This window comes from Bernardetia sp. Wsw4-3y2 (assembly GCF_037126295.1).
Classification (GTDB): Bacteria; Bacteroidota; Bacteroidia; order Cytophagales; family Bernardetiaceae; genus Bernardetia.
The window spans coordinates 234,307-251,565 of record NZ_CP147017.1; the positions used below are offsets into that span (position 1 = coordinate 234,307).

Genomic DNA, 17,259 nt, shown 5'->3' on the forward strand with positions numbered 1-17,259 from the left:
AACCTTATGAAAAAACTACATTTTACCTTTCTATTTTTAGTATTCTTATCTTTTTCTGCCTTTGCTCAAGAAGATTTAGAGTTATTCCAGCCTTTACCTCCCCGTATTCAAAAGATAACAGCAGTTCAATATTCTATTTATGAAGGAGACACAACATCTGAAAACTTCTTTGAATATAATTTTGATAGAAGAAAAAATCTAACACGTTGGGAATATTTTCCTTATCATGTGCAAGAAGAATTAAAATATGATTCTTTAGATAGAATAATAGAAATTGATGGACTTTATGGAGAAAGTTTTGGTAATGGAATAATTAATTATTACTATCCTTCTCAAAATCAAAAAATAGAAGTTCATGATAAAATAGGTTATTATAAATATATTAAATTAGATTTTGAATTTTATGAGAATAAAGATTTAATACATGTAGAAATTACCTATGATTCTACTTTTAATCTTATAGACTCTAGTAATTCTATAAAAACAACCCAAACTAGATATTCTTATGATAATGATGAAAATAAAATAGGTTATTTGGTTCTTTTAGGAGATGAAGAGATTCTTATTGAGAAAGCAGAAATAACTTATCAAGAAGGGCAATTAATAACTAAAAAAATATTCAAATTTGACAATTCATCTATTAAACAAACTTATCAAGCAAACTTAGAGAGTTATGATTATATTTTAGAAGGGAACTTTAAAAATAGAATAGCAAAGAAAATAATAACTTCCATCTATACTACTGATAGTACAGAAATTGAAATACACTTTTCATATAAAAAGGTAGATTCACTAAGCAATATCCAAGAACAAAAATATTTTACTGACTATTCTGATGATAAAGAATATTTACAAAATACAGTAACCGAAAAAAGTTATTTTAGAAATGGAAAACTAACAAGAATCAATAAATATTTTTATCGTTATAATCGTTTAATTGCACTTGAAGAATATCATATATCAGAAGAAGAAAAATCAGAACCAAAGCTAGAAAGTTGGACAGAATATAGTTACTTCCTATACCCAAAAACAAAAGATAAAAAAAGAAAATAACAATACATAAATGACCAATAGTCATTTTATTTCCAATCATTTAAAATTTTCCCAAAAAAGACTTCTTTTATTAAAAAAATTGGAACAAAATTATGTTTTCGATAAAAATAGGCGAAACTTTTAAGTATCTATGTAAAAAAGTTGTATTTCTCTGTAACATATCGTTACTTTGTGTCGTTATTAGTATGCAAGCATAACAAATAAACTCTTCTTAGTGTGTGTAGAAAGTTTGATTGTTTCAGTAACTTAGTTATCCTTAAAAAATACAAATTACTGACTTGTAGTACAATTTTTTATTCCAAACAAAAACCTTTTATTTCAATCTTATGGAAGATTTATTAAAAAAACTCGTTTACACTGGTGTTGGTGTAGTATCAATGACTGCTGAGAAACTACAAGAAGCTGTTGACAAATTAGTTGATGAGCGTAAAATGTCTGCAGACGAAGGCAAAAAATTAGTAGATGAATTTTTTGACACTACTGAAGAAAAGAAAAAAGAATTCGAAACTCAACTTTCTTCTATCGTAGAGAAAATTGTTCGTTCTTTCAAATTTGCTTCAAACAAAGAAGTATCTGAACTTACTGATCGTATCAAAACATTAGAAGCTCATGCTGGTATTGTTGGTGAAGTAGAACAAAGCGAGAAAAAAACAGTTAAGAAAGCCCCTGCAAAATCTGCTGCTAAAGTTGTATCTGCAAAGTAATTTACAAACGCATTACTTTTTTACAATTTAGCAAGTAGCTAAAATATATAAAGCCAAATTTTTATTCTTTTTTCTTATATTCATTTATACAGAAAGTCAAAGAAATAAGAATTTGGCTTTTTTGATTCAGAATGTGTAATTTTATGTAACGTATCCTTTAGGATGCCAAAATGTACTGTACCTTTTATTACAGCGTAACATAATTTTGTTTGTATTTTACTATTGTCAGTGGAAACTCCGACAATGGCAGAATTATAAATTGAATAGGGTTTTAACCCTGTTTTACATACAAACCAATTTATACTACACAGTATTTATAGGTGCAAAAAATGTATAAACTATATGTTTTTTCAGAATACCGTCAAAAATATAAACCGTCTTAGACAATTAATTCAAGTTTTATTGAAATACGGTTTTGAGGATATTGTAATGAATACACCTCTTCAAAAACTGATTCCACCAAAAACTACACTTACTTGGACAAACAATGAAGATGGTGAAAGTGAAGCCTTGATGGTTTTCTCTACTCGTTCGGAACGCCTTCGAATGGTTATTGAAGAACTAGGTCCTACTTTTGTAAAATTAGCACAAGTATTGAGTAACCGTCCAGATTTTATTCCTGAAGATTTAATTGTTGAGTTTAAGAAATTACAAAATAGTGTTCAATCTTTTGACACTACAATTGCTAAAGAAATTATTTTCATAGAAACAGGACAAACGACTGACGAACTGTTCCAATTTTTTGATGAAGTGCCTATTGGTGCAGCTTCCATCGGACAGGTTCATCGTGCTAGATTACATACAGGAGAAGATGTTGTAATAAAAGTTCAGCGTCCGAATGTTCGTGCAAAAGTAAAAACTGATCTTGCTCTTTTGTTAGAGTTTGTACGACTTACAGAAAGTTTTTTTGTTTCGGCTGGTATCTTAAATCCATTAGAAATAGTAACTGCTTTTGAGAAAACCATGCAAAAAGAACTAGATTACATGACTGAAGCAAGGCACATGGAACAGTTCAGAAAAATGTATAAAGAAAAAAGAGACGAGTTTCATATTCCAAAGCCTTATTTAGATATTTCTACCTCAAAAGTATTAGTAATTGAATATGTAAGTGGTTGCAAAATTACAGATGTAGCACAACTTGAAGCGTGGGGACTTGACCCAAAACGTATTGCTGAGAGAGGAATGGATATTTATCTAACACAAATCTTTGAATACGGACTTTTTCATGCAGATCCACACCCTGGTAATATATTGATAAAACCCAATGGTCAGATAGTTTTATTAGATTTTGGGATGGTAGGAAAACTCATGACACATCAAAAATTTGCTTTTGCAGGTGTATTTATTAATCTAGCCAAACAAGATGCTCGGGGAATGGCTTCCAACCTTCGAAAACTTGCCATTGATAGTGAGATAGAAGACATGCGAAGTTTTGAATATGATTTACACGAATTGATAGAAGAGTTTGTTGTCTTAGATGCTGCTGGCGACATGGGAATGGCAGATTTGACAGAAAGATTACAAAAAATTATTTATAATTATAAATTAGAAATGCCAGGAGTTGTATTTTTGATTTTACGTGCTTTGGTTATTTTAGAAGGAATTGGAAATACGCTACATCCAGAATTTCAGAGTTTAGAATATATTCGTCCTTATGGTGTAAAAATTTTGGCAGAAGAATATTCAGTTTCTAATGTCAATTCAGAGCTTTCTTATACATTAACCGAATTTGGAGGACTTTTATACAATTTTCCTTCTGAGCTTCGCTATATTCTCAAAAAACTCCGAAAAGGAGAATTTAATTTTGATATAAAAATTCAAGCCGATGAGCCTATTCTTAGAAAAGCTGAATCAATTTCTAATCGTTTTACCTTTACCATGCTCATTTGTGCTTTAGTTCTTTCGGCTACAATTGCTCTAAATGCAAACTTTCCAGATTACCTCAAAACAGATGGAGGAATTCCTTATCTAAGTCTTTTGGGATATGGATTAGCTATTTATTTAGCTGTGCTTTTATTCTTATTGATTGTTCGAAGTAATATTGGAGGAAATAAGTAAAGAATAAGAATTGTTGAGCAATTAAATAATCGTCATTTTTTTATCAATTTCTAAAGCCATTGCTTCTTGTTGGAGTTCTACTTTTAGCATTTTGATATAATCTACTACTTCATCAAGGTATTTATTCATGTCTTTTTGCGTAACGTAGGTATGAACTACATATACTTTTTCATCTACCAAACCTGCTTTTTCGCTATTCCAAACGCCTTTTGCTTCTTTGCTTGTTGCTCCTCCAAAACGTTCTGCCAAAAATTTGAGTGTTTGTTCGACATACTTAGTTGTATCAATTGGTTTATCAACTGAAATAGTAGAAGGAATAAAAACGCCAATTTGATGTGTTCGTTCCAAACGGTCTATAATCGCACCTAACATTTCTTCTATTGGACGAGGAATTTTGTAGTTTACATCTTCCGAATCTACAAGTAAAGGCAAATTTGGAATATAAGGAACATCAAAATCTGAACCTGCTTTAATTTTTGTTTTTTCGTGTTCTGGACTACAACGATTGATAATAGTAAAAATGGTAGCCTCATCACTTCGCACATGGTCACGAATTTGTTTTTGTAATTTTGGAACAACATGCATCGCTTCCTCCAAAGGTGGGGAAACAATAATAATCTGATTGACAAATTCTAGTAGCATTGCCAAATTCTCATCAATATAGGTTTGATTTTTTAGCGTAATGATGATATTTTCATAATCTGACATCATTGTATCTAAAAACAACGTCAGACGAGCAGAAAGTGGCAAATCGGTATTTTCATCTTGAGAAAGCAAAATATCATAGCCTGCATTATGGTTATAAATCTTTGCTCTTTTACGAATATTCAAATCCGAAATCAAATTCTGAGGTGTTGGGTACTCTGTATAAACAGTTGTTTGTTTGGTCTGTGCGTGTAAAATACGAGCCAAAGAGTTGCCAATATTTGTTCCTCCTGCATTTGGTGTAAGACTAAAAACCAAAATCAAACGAGCCTTTTTTGATGCTCTTGTTTGTCTTCTATTTGATTCTACCAAATACTTTCCTAACATTTTACAAAGACCAATTCCGATTTGAGGATAATCGTACATCATCTGTATAAAATCATCTCGCTGAATAACCAACACATCAACATCACTCAATGCCGAAACGGTAGCCGAACGAGGTTGATTTTCTAATATTCCTACTTCTCCAAATGTATTTCCTGCCATCAGATAAGCAAAAATTTGTTCTTTTCCACTTGCAATAATTTTCTTTACTGCCACAATTCCATTGATAATCAAATACAAACTATCACTTGCCTTTCCTTGCCAAACAACCGTTTCATCAGGAAAAAACTGGCGCATTTTTGCCTTTGCAGCTATTTTTTCTAGTGCTTCTTGAGGAAGTGAAGTAAAAAGAGGAGATTGTTTGAGCGATTCTACTTTATTAATTCTATCTATCACAGGAATATTTTTTTAAAAACGTTTGAGTAGGAATACAAATATTAGAATGAATTTTAAAGTTACTATTTTTCTTAATAAAATGGTAGAATTATTTTTTATGTTTGTATTTTAAGCAAAATTGAAACGACTAATCTAAGCGTCTTCGCTTGAATTCTAATATAAAAATAAAAAAATGACTTATACATTTTCTCAAATTACATCTTACTTAGAATCTATTGCTCCACTCAATTTCCAAGAATCGTATGATAATTCTGGGCTTTTGGTAGGAAACCCTGATACAGAAATTACAGGTATTTTGGTGTCTTTAGATACAATTGAATCCGTTATTGAAGAAGCAAAAGCAAAAAACTGCAATCTGATTGTGGCGCATCATCCTATTATTTTTAGAGGGTTGAAAAGCATTACAGGAAAAAATTATATTGAAAGAACGGTCATAAAAGCTATTCAAGAAGGTATTGGCATTTATGCCATCCATACTAATTTGGATAATATTCAAGATGGAGTAAACGCAAAAATAGCCGAAAAAATAGGACTTATTAATACACAAATTTTATCTCCCAAACCTACTATTTTTCATAAAGGAAATAATGAAACTCAAAACGTAGGCTCTGGAATGATTGGGGAATTATCAGAAGCCATTTCTGTCACTGCTTTTCTAGCAAATCTCAAATCAAAAATGAATTTGCCTTTGATAAAACATACTAGCTTAAAGAACTTCAAGGATAGAAAAGTTAAAAAAATTGCCATTTGTGGTGGCGCAGGAAGTTTTCTTTTAAAAGAAGCTCTCAAAAAAGAAGCTGATTTTTTTATTACAGGAGATTACAAATATCACGAGTTTTTTGATGCTGAAGATAAAATTGTGATTTGTGATATTGGACACTATGAAAGTGAAGTTTTTACGAAAGATTTATTAGTAGATTTCCTTCAAGAAAAATTTTCTGATATAAAAATTATAGCTTGTGAAACGAATACAAATCCAGTAGAATATTATTTTTAAGAAATTATTAGGGAAAAATTTGTAATTTTGATACACAACTGTTCAAGCTTCGACGCTTAAACGACTTGTGTGTAAAATCTCTACAATTATTTTAAGTTCAGAATTCATTTAGTAAGGTTATTTTGTTAGTTTTTATTCAAAAAAAAGTCTATCAAAAAATTATAATTTGATAGACTTTTTTAAAATTCTTTTTGGAAAAATTAATTTCGTTTATTCATTTCATCTCTAATTTTGGCAGCTTTTTCATAATCTTCATCTGCCACAGCTTTTTCCATTTCAGCTTCTAGTTCTGTTACAGACATAGCTTCTAAAGAAACAGCTTTTTTCTTTGTTTTCTTTTTCTTGGGTTCTTTTGCACTTTCTTCTTGTTCTAATGCTTCTCCTTCTTCCGAATTTGTAGTGGTGATTCCTGCTTCACGCATAATAGTGTCTGTTGTAAAGATAGGTGCATCAAAACGCAAACCGATTGCAATGGCATCAGAAGGACGTGCATCTACAATTATTTTTTTGCCTTCACGCTCATCCACATAAATCATTTCTGCATAAAAAATACCTTCACGAAGGTCAGAAATTACGATTTCATTGAGTTTAAATTGAAATTGAGTTGCTAAAGATTTGAATAAATCGTGCGTCATAGGACGTGTAGAAGTAACTTTTTCTATTTCTATGGCAATTGCCTGTGCTTCAAATCTACCTATAATAATAGGTAAACGGCGATTTCCTTCTTCTTCTTCCAAAATTAAGGCAAAAGAATCGGATTGAGATTGACTAGAGGAAAGTCCTAATATTTGTAAGCGAATTTTGTTCACAAGTTCGAGGTGTAGAAGTGATATAAAAAATTATCTTTATGAAAATACGATTTGTCTATCTTTATTGTATCTAAAATATGGCTATTTATGCCTAAAAATCACGTGCAAAACTACAAAAAAATGTTTTGAAAGCCTAAAGTTTTTAAAACTCAAAAATAGGAGTTTGTTAAAAAATTTCATTTTACTACCTAATTTTCTTTCAAAATTTATTATATTTCTAAGAAACTTCTACATAAACTTGAAAGTCTTTATAAAGTTTGATGTATTTTTGTAAAAAACAAAGATTTTAAAATTCAAATAGAATAATTTAATTGAATAAACAAAATCACTCTTTTTAGAAACAACTTGATTTATCAATTTAGATAAGTTAGAACAAAACTTTAAGATACCTATATGACTTCTAAATCTTCTTTAAAAGATTCTACATTAGATTCAGATTCTAAAATGAAATTTAAAAACCAAACTGATTTTTATCAAGGAAAAGTAAGAGATGTATATTCTTTTCCAAATTTTGTAGCAATGGTTGCCTCTGACCGTATTTCTGCGTTTGATGTAGTTTTGCCAAAACCAATTCCTTATAAAGGTCAAGTTTTGAATCAACTGGCAGCCTACTTTCTTGAAAATGCAAAAGATATTGTTCCAAACTGGTTCGAAACAAGTCCACATCCACAAGTCAGTATTGGAAAAAAAGCCAAAACACTACCTGTCGAAATGGTTATTCGTGGTTATTTGGCTGGACACGCTTGGAGAACTTACAAAGAAGGAAAAAGAATTCTTTGTGGCGTAGAATTACCTGAAGGAATGAAAGAAAATGATAAATTTCCAACTCCTATCATTACACCTTCTACAAAAGCTGAAAATGGAGCGCACGATGAAGATATTTCAGAAACAGAAATTTTGAAACAGGGCTTAGTTACAGAAGCACAATGGAAAAAAATGGTAGAATATACACATTCCCTTTTTAGAAGGGGAACTGCACTTGCAGCCGAACGTGGTCTTATTTTGGTAGATACAAAATATGAATTTGGTGTCTATGTTGATGAAACTGAAAATAATGAAGACAGAGTAATTTTAATAGATGAAATTCATACGCCTGATTCTTCCCGTTATTTTTATTCAAAAGAATATCACGAAAAACAGGAAAAAGGAGAACGTCAGAATCAACTTTCTAAAGAATTTGTAAGAGAGTGGCTCATGGAAAATGGTTTTCAGGGAAAAGAAGGACAAAAAATTCCTGAAATGACTCCAGAGGTTACTGAAAGAATTTCTCAACGCTATTGTCATCTTTATTTTTTACTGACAGGAAAAGAATTAGACAAAAATCCTGATTTAATGAATGAAAAAAGCATTGAACAGGCAATTATCAGTTATCAATCTTCTTTAGTTGGTGGTAATTAGTAAACAGTAACTAGTCAATTTCATTTTTATATAGAAATTGTTTGAGAATAAAGAAATAAGTTTCATTTTTTCATTCTTAAACAGTTTCATAAATTAGTTTATTTTATCAATGAGATTTTCGTGATTTTTAGTTTTTAAATCATAATTTTTTATAATGAAAAGAATACTATTTCCTCTTTTAGCTTTATTGATTGTATCAGGTGTTTATGCCTACATGCGAACGGATATTTATGAATTTTCAGAGAAAGATTTGAAAGTCATTCATGATACTGACCGAATTGCTGTTCAATTTGTGGCAGAAAAAAGAGTAAAAAATAATGCTTTTATAGAAAAATTTAAAAATTATTTAGATGAAAATGGAAAGGCAAGTATTGGTGTAAATACGTTGCAACGAATCAAACAAGTACAGACACTTTCTTCTGACCTATTGCAACAAAGTAATGAAATACGAGCGCAATGGCTTCAAAACCCTGATGAAAAACCAACAGATTTGTTACTTAAATTTGCAGAAGCACAAAAAGAATATATTTCTAAATTAAGGAGCTTTACAGAAATTTCTATCTCTAATTCTGAAATTTTGAATCCTCTTTTTACTGATGTTACAAAAACTTCTTCTTCTATTTCTGATGATGAATCAGAAAATGAGTCAGAACAAGTAAGAAAAAATGCTTTCGAAGTAGAAGAATTTGCAGCTTATTTTGATAATCTTCCTGTTGCTGTTCGTTTGTATACCCTTACTTCCATTGATGCAGCAATTGCCAACCGAGAATCAGAAGCAATTTATTATATCAGTCAGAAAATAGAATATCCTGTTTTTGAGATAAATAACTTAATAAGTATTGTTACACCAAGTGAAATTGTGCTTTCAGAAGGGAATATGTATCAAGCCAAAATGAAAGTAGTGGGTGTTTCTTCGTTTAACAAACCTCAATTAGAAGTAGAAAATGAAGATATGTATCAAGACCTCAAAACACAGGAAAAAAATGGAATCATAAATATTTCTTTTGTTGCACAAGCAGATGATTATGATGAGCGTGGACTTGCTTTCAAAACATGGACTGCTAAAGTTAAAATTCAGCTTCCAAATGGAAAAGATTCTACATTCGTTTTGCAAGAAAATTATATTGTTCGTAAAAATAGAAATGGGCTGTCTAGTTCGCCAACTCCTACTGAAATAAATCCAAATGAAACAAATGTTATTTATGATGAACCGAGTAATATTGAGTAGAAATTTATCTTAAAAGATTTGTATAACAAATCCCAAAAATGTATTTTTGTATAAACTTCTTTAAGTCAATTATACAGCAAAAAATACGTGGAAAATACAAACACAAATCAGTCTTTACGAACAGTTTCAAAAAACAATTTTGGTATCAACCAAACCATTACTTATTTCGAAAAATCTCTTGAAAAACCTCATAATTACGTCCGAATAGCAAAGCAGTATTTAGTCTTTACAATGGAGTTTAATTTTGCTATCGACAAAATGAGCTTAGACATGTTTGTGGAAAAAAAAGCAGCCGTTTACAAAACTGCGTGCAGAAAATTCTTGAAATTTGCTCAAAAAAATGATATTCATAGAGTTTATGATGACGCTACACCAAATTATAAAGGAAATAGATATGTGTTGGCTTTCCTTGCCAATGCACAATTAAGTGAAAATAGCAAAGAAACCTATTCTAGAGCATTGCAAGAATTCTATTCTTTTATGAATGCGAAATCTCTTCCTCCTAATCGTACAACTGTCTTATCCTTTGTTCAGCAATGCAAAAATAATGGACTGAGTCCACATACCACAAATACCTATTTATCAGCCATAAAGCAGTTTGTACAGTTTTGTGTTTTGAAGCGAGAAGATTTGAAAATAGAAAAAAAGTTAGTAGAGCAAATGCGTGATGTAGCCTATGTAAAAGTGTTGAAAACAGGAGGAACAACCAAAAAATACGCTAAAGATTCGCTCACAGAACAAGAACGCACTCATTTATTAAAAACCATTACCAACTCAAAAGATAAAGCAATTATCGGACTTATGGCATATCAAGGTTTGAGAACGATTGAGGTAGTGCGTTTGTCGTGGAAAGATATAAAAGTGCAAGAAGGAAAAAATTACTTAGCTGTTTGGGGAAAAGGACGAGAAGAAAAAGAACTCATTCCACTTTTACCAGAATGCCACAAGATTTTGATTGATTACCAAATGTCTATCACTCGTCCAGAGGGAAGTATGTTTGATTTTAAGGAAACAAGTAGCATCAGAAAAATCACAAATAAATGGCTCACTATAGCAGGACTGAAACGTGAAAATGTTTCTGCACACAGTTTGCGTCATACTGTTGCACAACTCATGCTTGATAAAGGAATTCCAAAACCAATGGTTCAGCGTTTTCTACGACACAAATCTGAATCTATGACAAGCACCTACACAGCAAAACAAGAAGATAGAGAGTTTTTGAATTATGAGTTTTGAAAGAAGAATAATGGAAAAAGTAAAATTTGATCAAAAGAAAAACAGTATATTGATAAGCCTTTTAAAGGCTAGTACATTCATCTTAGTACAAGATATATTTATGATAGAAATGTATTTTGATTATATTGATTTGAGATTGTTCCCTACATGGGTTTATATAATAGGTGGTATATATATGTTTTTTGTACCTATACTTTGGAGGAATATGAAAACTTTAGAAGGCTTATTATGTATTACAAATGTCATATTGAGTTTTTTATATACCCTTATTAGTAAAATTTCTTTTAACACATCCCCCTCTGTTTATAGTTAAGTAACTTTACTCATTTGGTGCAATATTTCCAACTTATGCCTACTATTTTTTCAGCATCTACTGATAAAAAAAACCACTACAAAATAGAATCTTGACTTAGAATAATATAATATTTTCGTATTTTAGAATAATCATTTCCTTTGAGCAAAAATGACAAATATTTAAATATTATAATTGTTGTTCCATAACTATTTCTTCTTAGATAATTTTCTCCAACACATCAGCAATTTTTCTATCATTCGAAAGACGAGGAACTTTATTTTGTCCTCCTAGTTTTCCAATTGATTTCATGTAGGTTTGGAAACCATCAGCAGGAAGAGGACGAATAACTAACTTTCTCAAAATCGAACCTCTTATCAAATCATTGTAATAAGAATTGAGTTCTTGTAGTTTATTATCCAAATCGGTTGAGAATTTTTCTAAATCATTGGGCTGATTTTCAAAAGCGATAAACCATTCGTGATAGGGCAAACCTTCTTTTGGTGTAACTTGTGGCGCAACCGTAAACTCTGTTGTCCTTGTTTCTGGATTTCTGTCTAACGCAAAACGCAAAGCCTGTTCTACTTCACTTCCGATGACATGTTCGCCAAAAGCAGAAATAAAATGTTTTATTCTTCCAGAAAAAATTATTTTATAGGGATCTTTACTTACAAATTTGATTGTATCTCCAATGCTATATCCCCAAAGTCCTGCATTGCTATTCAAGATTAAAGCGTAATTTTTATCTAATTCTACTTCCGAAATGCTCAAACGAGGAGGGTTTTCATCATAAAAATTTTCAGCAGGAACAAATTCAAAGAAAATTCCACTATTCAAAAGTAGCAAAAGTGAATTATCGTTTTGAGAATTTTGATACGCAAAAAATCCTTCTGAGGCTGGAAAAGTTTCGATAGAATCGATTTTCTCTCCAATAGATTCATAAATTTTATTTCTGTAAGGTTCAAAATTAACTCCTCCATAAACAAATAAATCAAAATTTGGAAAAATATCCTTGATTCGTTTTCCATTTGTTCGCTCGTGTAAACGGTCAAAATACATCTGTACCCAAGGTGGAATCCCAGAAATCAAAGACATATCAGAATTGATAGTTTCGTCAATGATTTTATCTAATTTTTGCTCCCAATCTTCAATACAATTTGTTTCATAAGAAGGCTTCTGATTTGTTCTGAGATAAGAAGGAACATGATGGTTTACAATTCCTGAAAGCCTTCCCAACGGAACGCCTGCTTTTTCTTCCAAAACAGGACTTCCAGACAAAAAAATCAAACTTTTATCTAAAAACTGACTTTTTCCAGTTTCATGAATATAACATAAAAGTGCATCTCTAGCCGAATTGATATGATTTGGAATAGAATCTTTTGTAATCGGAATATATTTTGTTCCTGATGTAGTTCCTGATGTTTTGGCAAAATACAAAGGTTTTCCTTTCCAAAGAACATTTTGTTCTCCTTTCAAAATACGATCAATATAAGGACGTAAATCTTCATAATCGTTTATGGAAACATTCTTTTTGAAGTCTTCATAATTTTTGATGTCACCAAAATTATGGTCTTTTCCAAAAGCTGTATCTTTAGCTTCTGCAACCAATTTTTGTAACCATTGATGTTGAATTTTTTCCGAATTCTGAATCCATTTTTTTTGCTGACTTACAACATAAGAAGCAAAGGGACGAGAAAGAAGAGAACGAATCATAATTTGATAATTATATTGTTGGTAAAGACACCAACAACGGCAAGTCTATGTTAAGTTATTTTTTTCTGATAGTTTGAAAGCTATCAGTTTCTATAGCGCATGTTCATAAAAATAAAAACAGTGTGTTAAGTTCCTCAGAACTGAATAAAACGCTTCCTCAGAAGCGTGATTCATACAAATATCACGCTTCTGAGGAAGCGTAAAGTTCGTTTGTGAGCAAACGAACACACAAATATTTTTTATGAACATGCCTTGTTGGTTTCTATTAATTCAAACGTGGGTCAGTTGGATAATTTGAATAGATTTTATATTTACCTCCCATTTCTTGTAAAATTGCACTCCAAAGCTGTTCTGGTTCGTGTTCAAACATAATTTTAGGATTTACTTTTGATATAATCCACGTATTATTTTCTAATTCAGCATCCAATTGCAATTCTGACCAACCACTATATCCCACAAAAAAACGACAGTTTTGTTCTGTAATTTTGCCTTTTAAAGCAAGTGTTTGAAGATCCTCAAAATCTCCTCCCCAAAAAATATCATCTGAAATAATAAGGGATTCTTTAAGCTGAGTAAGCGTATGTAAAAAGTGCATCGTGTTTTGTTCGACAGGTCCTCCTACAAATAGCCTGTTTTCAATTTCTAATAAATCGGTGGCTTCACTCACACTAATTTCAGTCGGACGATTGACAACTAACCCAAAAGAACCTTCTTCTGAATGCTGACACACCAAAATTACAGTTCTATCAAAATTTGGGTCGTCTAGTAAAGGTTCTGCCAACAAGAAATAACCTGCTTGTATGGCATTATCATCATTAAAAGGAGAATCAAAAAATTGCATTCAAAAATATAGTTTGATGTTGTTAGTCATGACACCAACAACAGCGAAGTAAAAAGAAATAAGATATTGAAAAGTGTAAAGCAGCAATTGTATATTATATTAATCTTTATAAAAATGATTTACAATTTCTAAACGATTATTTACAAAACGAAGTAAAGGAACAAGTTGATTGTCCTTTGATTCATAATAATTTTGACCTATCATTACTTTTCCATCTCTAAAACGTTCTTTTTGTAATTGGCTTTCAAAATTTACTCCATATTTATACATCGTTTTTCCAAAAAAGTAAAGCGATTCGTAACCTACATACGCATATTCGGAAGGCAAAAGGTTTGTTTTGTTGATATATTTTGTAACGAACTCCTTATTTTTTAGAGGACTGACATAATCTGTATAGATAAAAAATACTGATCTATCCATAAAATCATTCATATCAATTTGGTCAAATTTGAGCCAGTCTTTATCTATAAAAAGAGGAATATCTACCATAGATGTTTTCAAAACACTGATTACAGAACCTGCCACAGCTAATTCAGAACTTGCAACAAAAATATGTGCTGTTGTGTCTCCTTCTGGTTTTTTGAATGTTTCACCTTCTCTTAATCTTGGAGGCTTGGAAGCTATTGGCTTTAAAATAGAATTTATTTTATTAAATGTACTTTTTCCAGCACTAACTTTTTCAAAAGCCATTATTTTTCCTCCTTTTTCTTCTACTATTCTTTTATAAGCATAAGCTAATGTAGAATCTTTACGAGAATCTCCATAAATAATATATGCTTTATCTGCATTCAGAGAGTCAAAAGAATAATTGGCTACAGCTTTTGCTTGTGTATGATAACTTGGTTCAAAAAGATAGGTGTTTCTTTTTCCTTCAATTACATCAGGAGTATAAGAAAGAGGATTTACCATATTGATACCATTTGTTTGTGCAAAATCTGAAACTAAAGGAAATGTAGTTGGATACAAAGGTCCAAAAAACATATCTATATTTTTCATAGCAGGAAGTCCTACTAAACGTCTTACATTATTTGCATCATTTTCTGTATCAAAAGGCAATAAATTAATTGTTATTCCTTCATTTTTTAAGTCTTCTTGTGCTACTTTCATTCCTTCATACAAATCTAAAAATGATTGTACTTCACGAGCCGAACTTTCATTTTGCAACCTAAAAGGAAGCATTACAGCTATATTATATTCTTTCTTTTTTATTATTTTATCAGGTGTTAAATATTGCTTTTTTTGATAAGGTGAGGTATAACCATAAGCAAACTCAATATCTTTCAATAATTTTTTATCTTCTTCTGAGAGTTCTCTTTGATCTGCAATTTTATCAGCTAGAACTTCTGATAAAGTACGATCTTTTGAGAATTTTTGATATAATAGTTTAAGTTCTGCAATTGATTTTTTGGGTAAAAAAGTAGCTTTTAAGTTTTGTACAGCAGTGCGTAGTTTTGAACCTTTTACTTCTTCTAACCACGTCATGGCTTGTAATGATTGGTCTTTTTCGAAGGCAATTACTCCACCTAAATAAAGCATCTCTTGAAACTGGTCAGAAGAAAGACTTGCATCTTTTGCTTTTACTAAAAGTTCACTAATTTTTGTATAAGCTGTTGCAAGGTCTCCTCCTTTGTAGCTTGCCATCGAATACAGATAACTTGCTGGAAAGAAAAAACTATTACTAGGATTTTCTTGCATTGCCATAACTAAACTCTGACGAGCAGCAGAATAATTTTTATTGGCAAGCTCTGTTTTACCTTTTTGGTAATAACTATTATAATCTACTTGAGCAAAAGAAGATACTGAGGGCAAAGTAAATAGCAAACTAGCTATTATACTCAAAAATAAAGTAAAACGCATAAATAATTGGTGAATGGTGAATTATGAACTACTAGAAATAAAATACTACTGATTTAGAAATTAATTGTTTACTAGTAGTTGATTGTTATTTACTGATAGGAGGTAATTGATAAGGCACAAATTTGCTTACATCTTGTCCGTAACGATATAATTCTCTTACAATAGAAGAACTGATAAAGGTATATTCAGGAGAAGTAATCAGAAATACAGTTTCAATATCTGAATCTACATGTTTATTAGCTTGTGAAATGGGTGTTTCATACTCAAAATCAGTAGTATTCCGAATTCCACGAAGAATAAACCTTGCGCCATTTTTTTTTGCAAAAAGTGCTGTTAGTTCAGAATAGACTTGTACCTCAATATTATTTTCATCTTTAAATGTTTGGTGTATCATTTTTTCCATTGTTTCTAAAGGAAAAAAACGTTTTTTGGTACTATTAAATCCAATAGAGATAATAATTTTATCAAAAAGATGAAGTCCACGTCTTACAACATCTTCATGTCCCTTTGTAAATGGATCAAAAGAACCTGGAAAGATAGCAATACGTTGTTTAGATTGTGTTTGTGTGTTATTTTCTTTCTCCATAATAGCTTTTTTTGATGAGACTACATTGAATGCAAATATGCTAATTGTTTGTCTTTAATATGAAAATCATCTAAAGTTAAGAATTCTTCCCAAAATGGATTTTGAGGTAGAGCAGCCACACAAATTAAAGGTTCTTTTTTGACAGGATGAATAAAATTAATTCTTCGTGCATGAAGATTTATGTTCCCATCTTCATTAGCTTTTTTGTAGCCATATTTTACATCGCCACGAATAGGACAACCAATTGCAGCCAACTGAACACGAATTTGATGAGGTCTTCCAGTAAGAGGTGTAACTTCTAACAAATGAAACATATTTAGTTTTCCAACATATCTATATTTCAACTCTGCTCGTTGTGCTTTTCCTTGAGGCTGGTCGTAGGCTTGGGTTGTATTTGTTCTTGAATCTTTTTCAAGGTAATGGATAAGTTTGTCTTCTTTATTAGGAGGTCTGCGTTTGACAACTGCCCAATATACTTTATTAATATCTCTATCTCTAAAAAGTTTGGACATACGTTCTAGTCCTTTTGAAGTCTTGCCAAGCACAACAACGCCACTTACAGGACGATCAAGACGATGCACCAAACCACAAAAAATATTTCCTGGTTTGTCATATTTTACTCTAATATATTCTTTTGCTACATCTACTAACGAATCATCGCCTGTATTATCTCCTTGTGAAAGCAAACCTGCTGCTTTATTAACGATAAGTAAATGATTATCTTCGTAGATAACTCGGAACGGTTTTTCTGTAATTGCCATTTTGTATAAATTGTGTTATTGATAATGATACCAACAACGGCTTAATAAATTCACACAAAAATACAGATTATTTGTTTAAAAAAATGGATATACGAAAATTAGATGATTTTACTTTCTTGAAACACAAAAACACAATAGCTATGCGTTTTTTTAATATCTTGATTGACAGCAATTTAGACTTCAATCAAGATAAATTATATTCAAAAGCCATTAAATTTTCTCAAAATAGTAATAATCAAAAAGTTAGGAATCAAAAATAATCTTACTTTTCTATACTAAAGTGACCTCGGTATTAGATATT

Annotated in this window: 15 protein-coding genes; 8 read left to right on the forward strand and 7 right to left on the reverse strand. The window is 30.9% G+C overall.

Annotated elements, in window-relative coordinates:
• The first annotated feature begins 6 nt into the window (after window positions 1–6).
• From V9L05_RS00950 to V9L05_RS00960, 3 genes are all read left to right on the forward strand, one after another.
• A complete protein-coding gene (locus V9L05_RS00950) occupies window positions 7–1,053 on the forward strand; it encodes a hypothetical protein (protein ID WP_338814011.1) in 1,047 nt (348 codons plus the stop codon).
• 326 nt (window positions 1,054–1,379) lie between these two features.
• A complete protein-coding gene (locus V9L05_RS00955) occupies window positions 1,380–1,757 on the forward strand; it encodes a hypothetical protein (protein ID WP_338814012.1) in 378 nt (125 codons plus the stop codon).
• 342 nt (window positions 1,758–2,099) lie between these two features.
• Window positions 2,100–3,815: an AarF/UbiB family protein gene (locus V9L05_RS00960; RefSeq protein ID WP_338791285.1), complete on the forward strand. Its 1,716-nt coding sequence runs from the start codon at window positions 2,100–2,102 to the stop codon at window positions 3,813–3,815.
• Window positions 3,816–3,836: 21 nt separating this feature from the next.
• Here the strand turns inward: V9L05_RS00960 and V9L05_RS00965 are convergent, their stop codons facing one another.
• The gene (locus V9L05_RS00965; RefSeq protein WP_338814013.1) at window positions 3,837–5,240 is read right to left on the reverse strand and encodes a cyclic nucleotide-binding domain-containing protein; all 1,404 of its coding nucleotides are present in this window, start codon (window positions 5,238–5,240) and stop codon (window positions 3,837–3,839) included.
• 172 nt (window positions 5,241–5,412) lie between these two features.
• Here V9L05_RS00965 and V9L05_RS00970 point away from each other — a divergent pair, with 172 nt between their 5' ends.
• Complete coding sequence (locus tag V9L05_RS00970; protein ID WP_338814014.1) at window positions 5,413–6,237, forward strand: Nif3-like dinuclear metal center hexameric protein; 825 nt, start codon at window positions 5,413–5,415, stop codon at window positions 6,235–6,237.
• Between the two features lie 200 nt (window positions 6,238–6,437).
• Here V9L05_RS00970 and V9L05_RS00975 read toward each other — a convergent pair whose 3' ends face one another.
• On the reverse strand, window positions 6,438–7,046 hold the full coding sequence (locus tag V9L05_RS00975) for a bifunctional nuclease family protein (RefSeq protein WP_338791280.1): 609 nt from the start codon (window positions 7,044–7,046) through the stop codon (window positions 6,438–6,440).
• A gap of 393 nt (window positions 7,047–7,439) precedes the next feature.
• On the opposite strand from V9L05_RS00975, the gene V9L05_RS00980 reads away from it, so the two are divergent.
• The 3 genes from V9L05_RS00980 to V9L05_RS00990 all read left to right on the forward strand — a co-directional run bounded on the left by V9L05_RS00980 (window position 7,440) and on the right by V9L05_RS00990 (window position 10,908).
• The gene (locus V9L05_RS00980; protein ID WP_338791279.1) at window positions 7,440–8,444 is read left to right on the forward strand and encodes a phosphoribosylaminoimidazolesuccinocarboxamide synthase; all 1,005 of its coding nucleotides are present in this window, start codon (window positions 7,440–7,442) and stop codon (window positions 8,442–8,444) included.
• A gap of 154 nt (window positions 8,445–8,598) precedes the next feature.
• Window positions 8,599–9,672 (forward strand): hypothetical protein, encoded by a 1,074-nt coding sequence (locus tag V9L05_RS00985; RefSeq protein WP_338814015.1) that lies wholly within the window; start codon window positions 8,599–8,601, stop codon window positions 9,670–9,672.
• Window positions 9,673–9,759: 87 nt separating this feature from the next.
• Window positions 9,760–10,908, forward strand: a complete 1,149-nt coding sequence (locus V9L05_RS00990) for a tyrosine-type recombinase/integrase (protein ID WP_338791277.1) — start codon at window positions 9,760–9,762, stop codon at window positions 10,906–10,908.
• A gap of 511 nt (window positions 10,909–11,419) precedes the next feature.
• Here V9L05_RS00990 and V9L05_RS00995 read toward each other — a convergent pair.
• The 5 genes from V9L05_RS00995 to V9L05_RS01015 form a co-directional block, all read right to left on the reverse strand.
• Entirely contained in the window at window positions 11,420–12,916 is a 1,497-nt protein-coding gene (locus tag V9L05_RS00995; protein WP_338794213.1) for a GH3 auxin-responsive promoter family protein, read from the reverse strand.
• A 262-nt stretch (window positions 12,917–13,178) separates the two neighbouring features.
• A complete protein-coding gene (locus tag V9L05_RS01000) occupies window positions 13,179–13,754 on the reverse strand; it encodes a YqgE/AlgH family protein (protein WP_338791273.1) in 576 nt (191 codons plus the stop codon).
• Window positions 13,755–13,853: 99 nt separating this feature from the next.
• Complete coding sequence (locus V9L05_RS01005) at window positions 13,854–15,611, reverse strand: ABC transporter substrate-binding protein (RefSeq protein ID WP_338791272.1); 1,758 nt, start codon at window positions 15,609–15,611, stop codon at window positions 13,854–13,856.
• 85 nt (window positions 15,612–15,696) lie between these two features.
• Complete coding sequence (coaD, locus tag V9L05_RS01010) at window positions 15,697–16,197, reverse strand: pantetheine-phosphate adenylyltransferase (protein WP_338791271.1); 501 nt, start codon at window positions 16,195–16,197, stop codon at window positions 15,697–15,699.
• Between the two features lie 20 nt (window positions 16,198–16,217).
• Entirely contained in the window at window positions 16,218–16,958 is a 741-nt protein-coding gene (locus V9L05_RS01015; RefSeq protein ID WP_338791270.1) for an RluA family pseudouridine synthase, read from the reverse strand.
• An 83-nt stretch (window positions 16,959–17,041) separates the two neighbouring features.
• Between V9L05_RS01015 and V9L05_RS01020 the strand changes: the two genes are divergently transcribed.
• Entirely contained in the window at window positions 17,042–17,218 is a 177-nt protein-coding gene (locus V9L05_RS01020) for a hypothetical protein (protein WP_338814016.1), read from the forward strand.
• Window positions 17,219–17,259 lie beyond the last annotated feature (41 nt).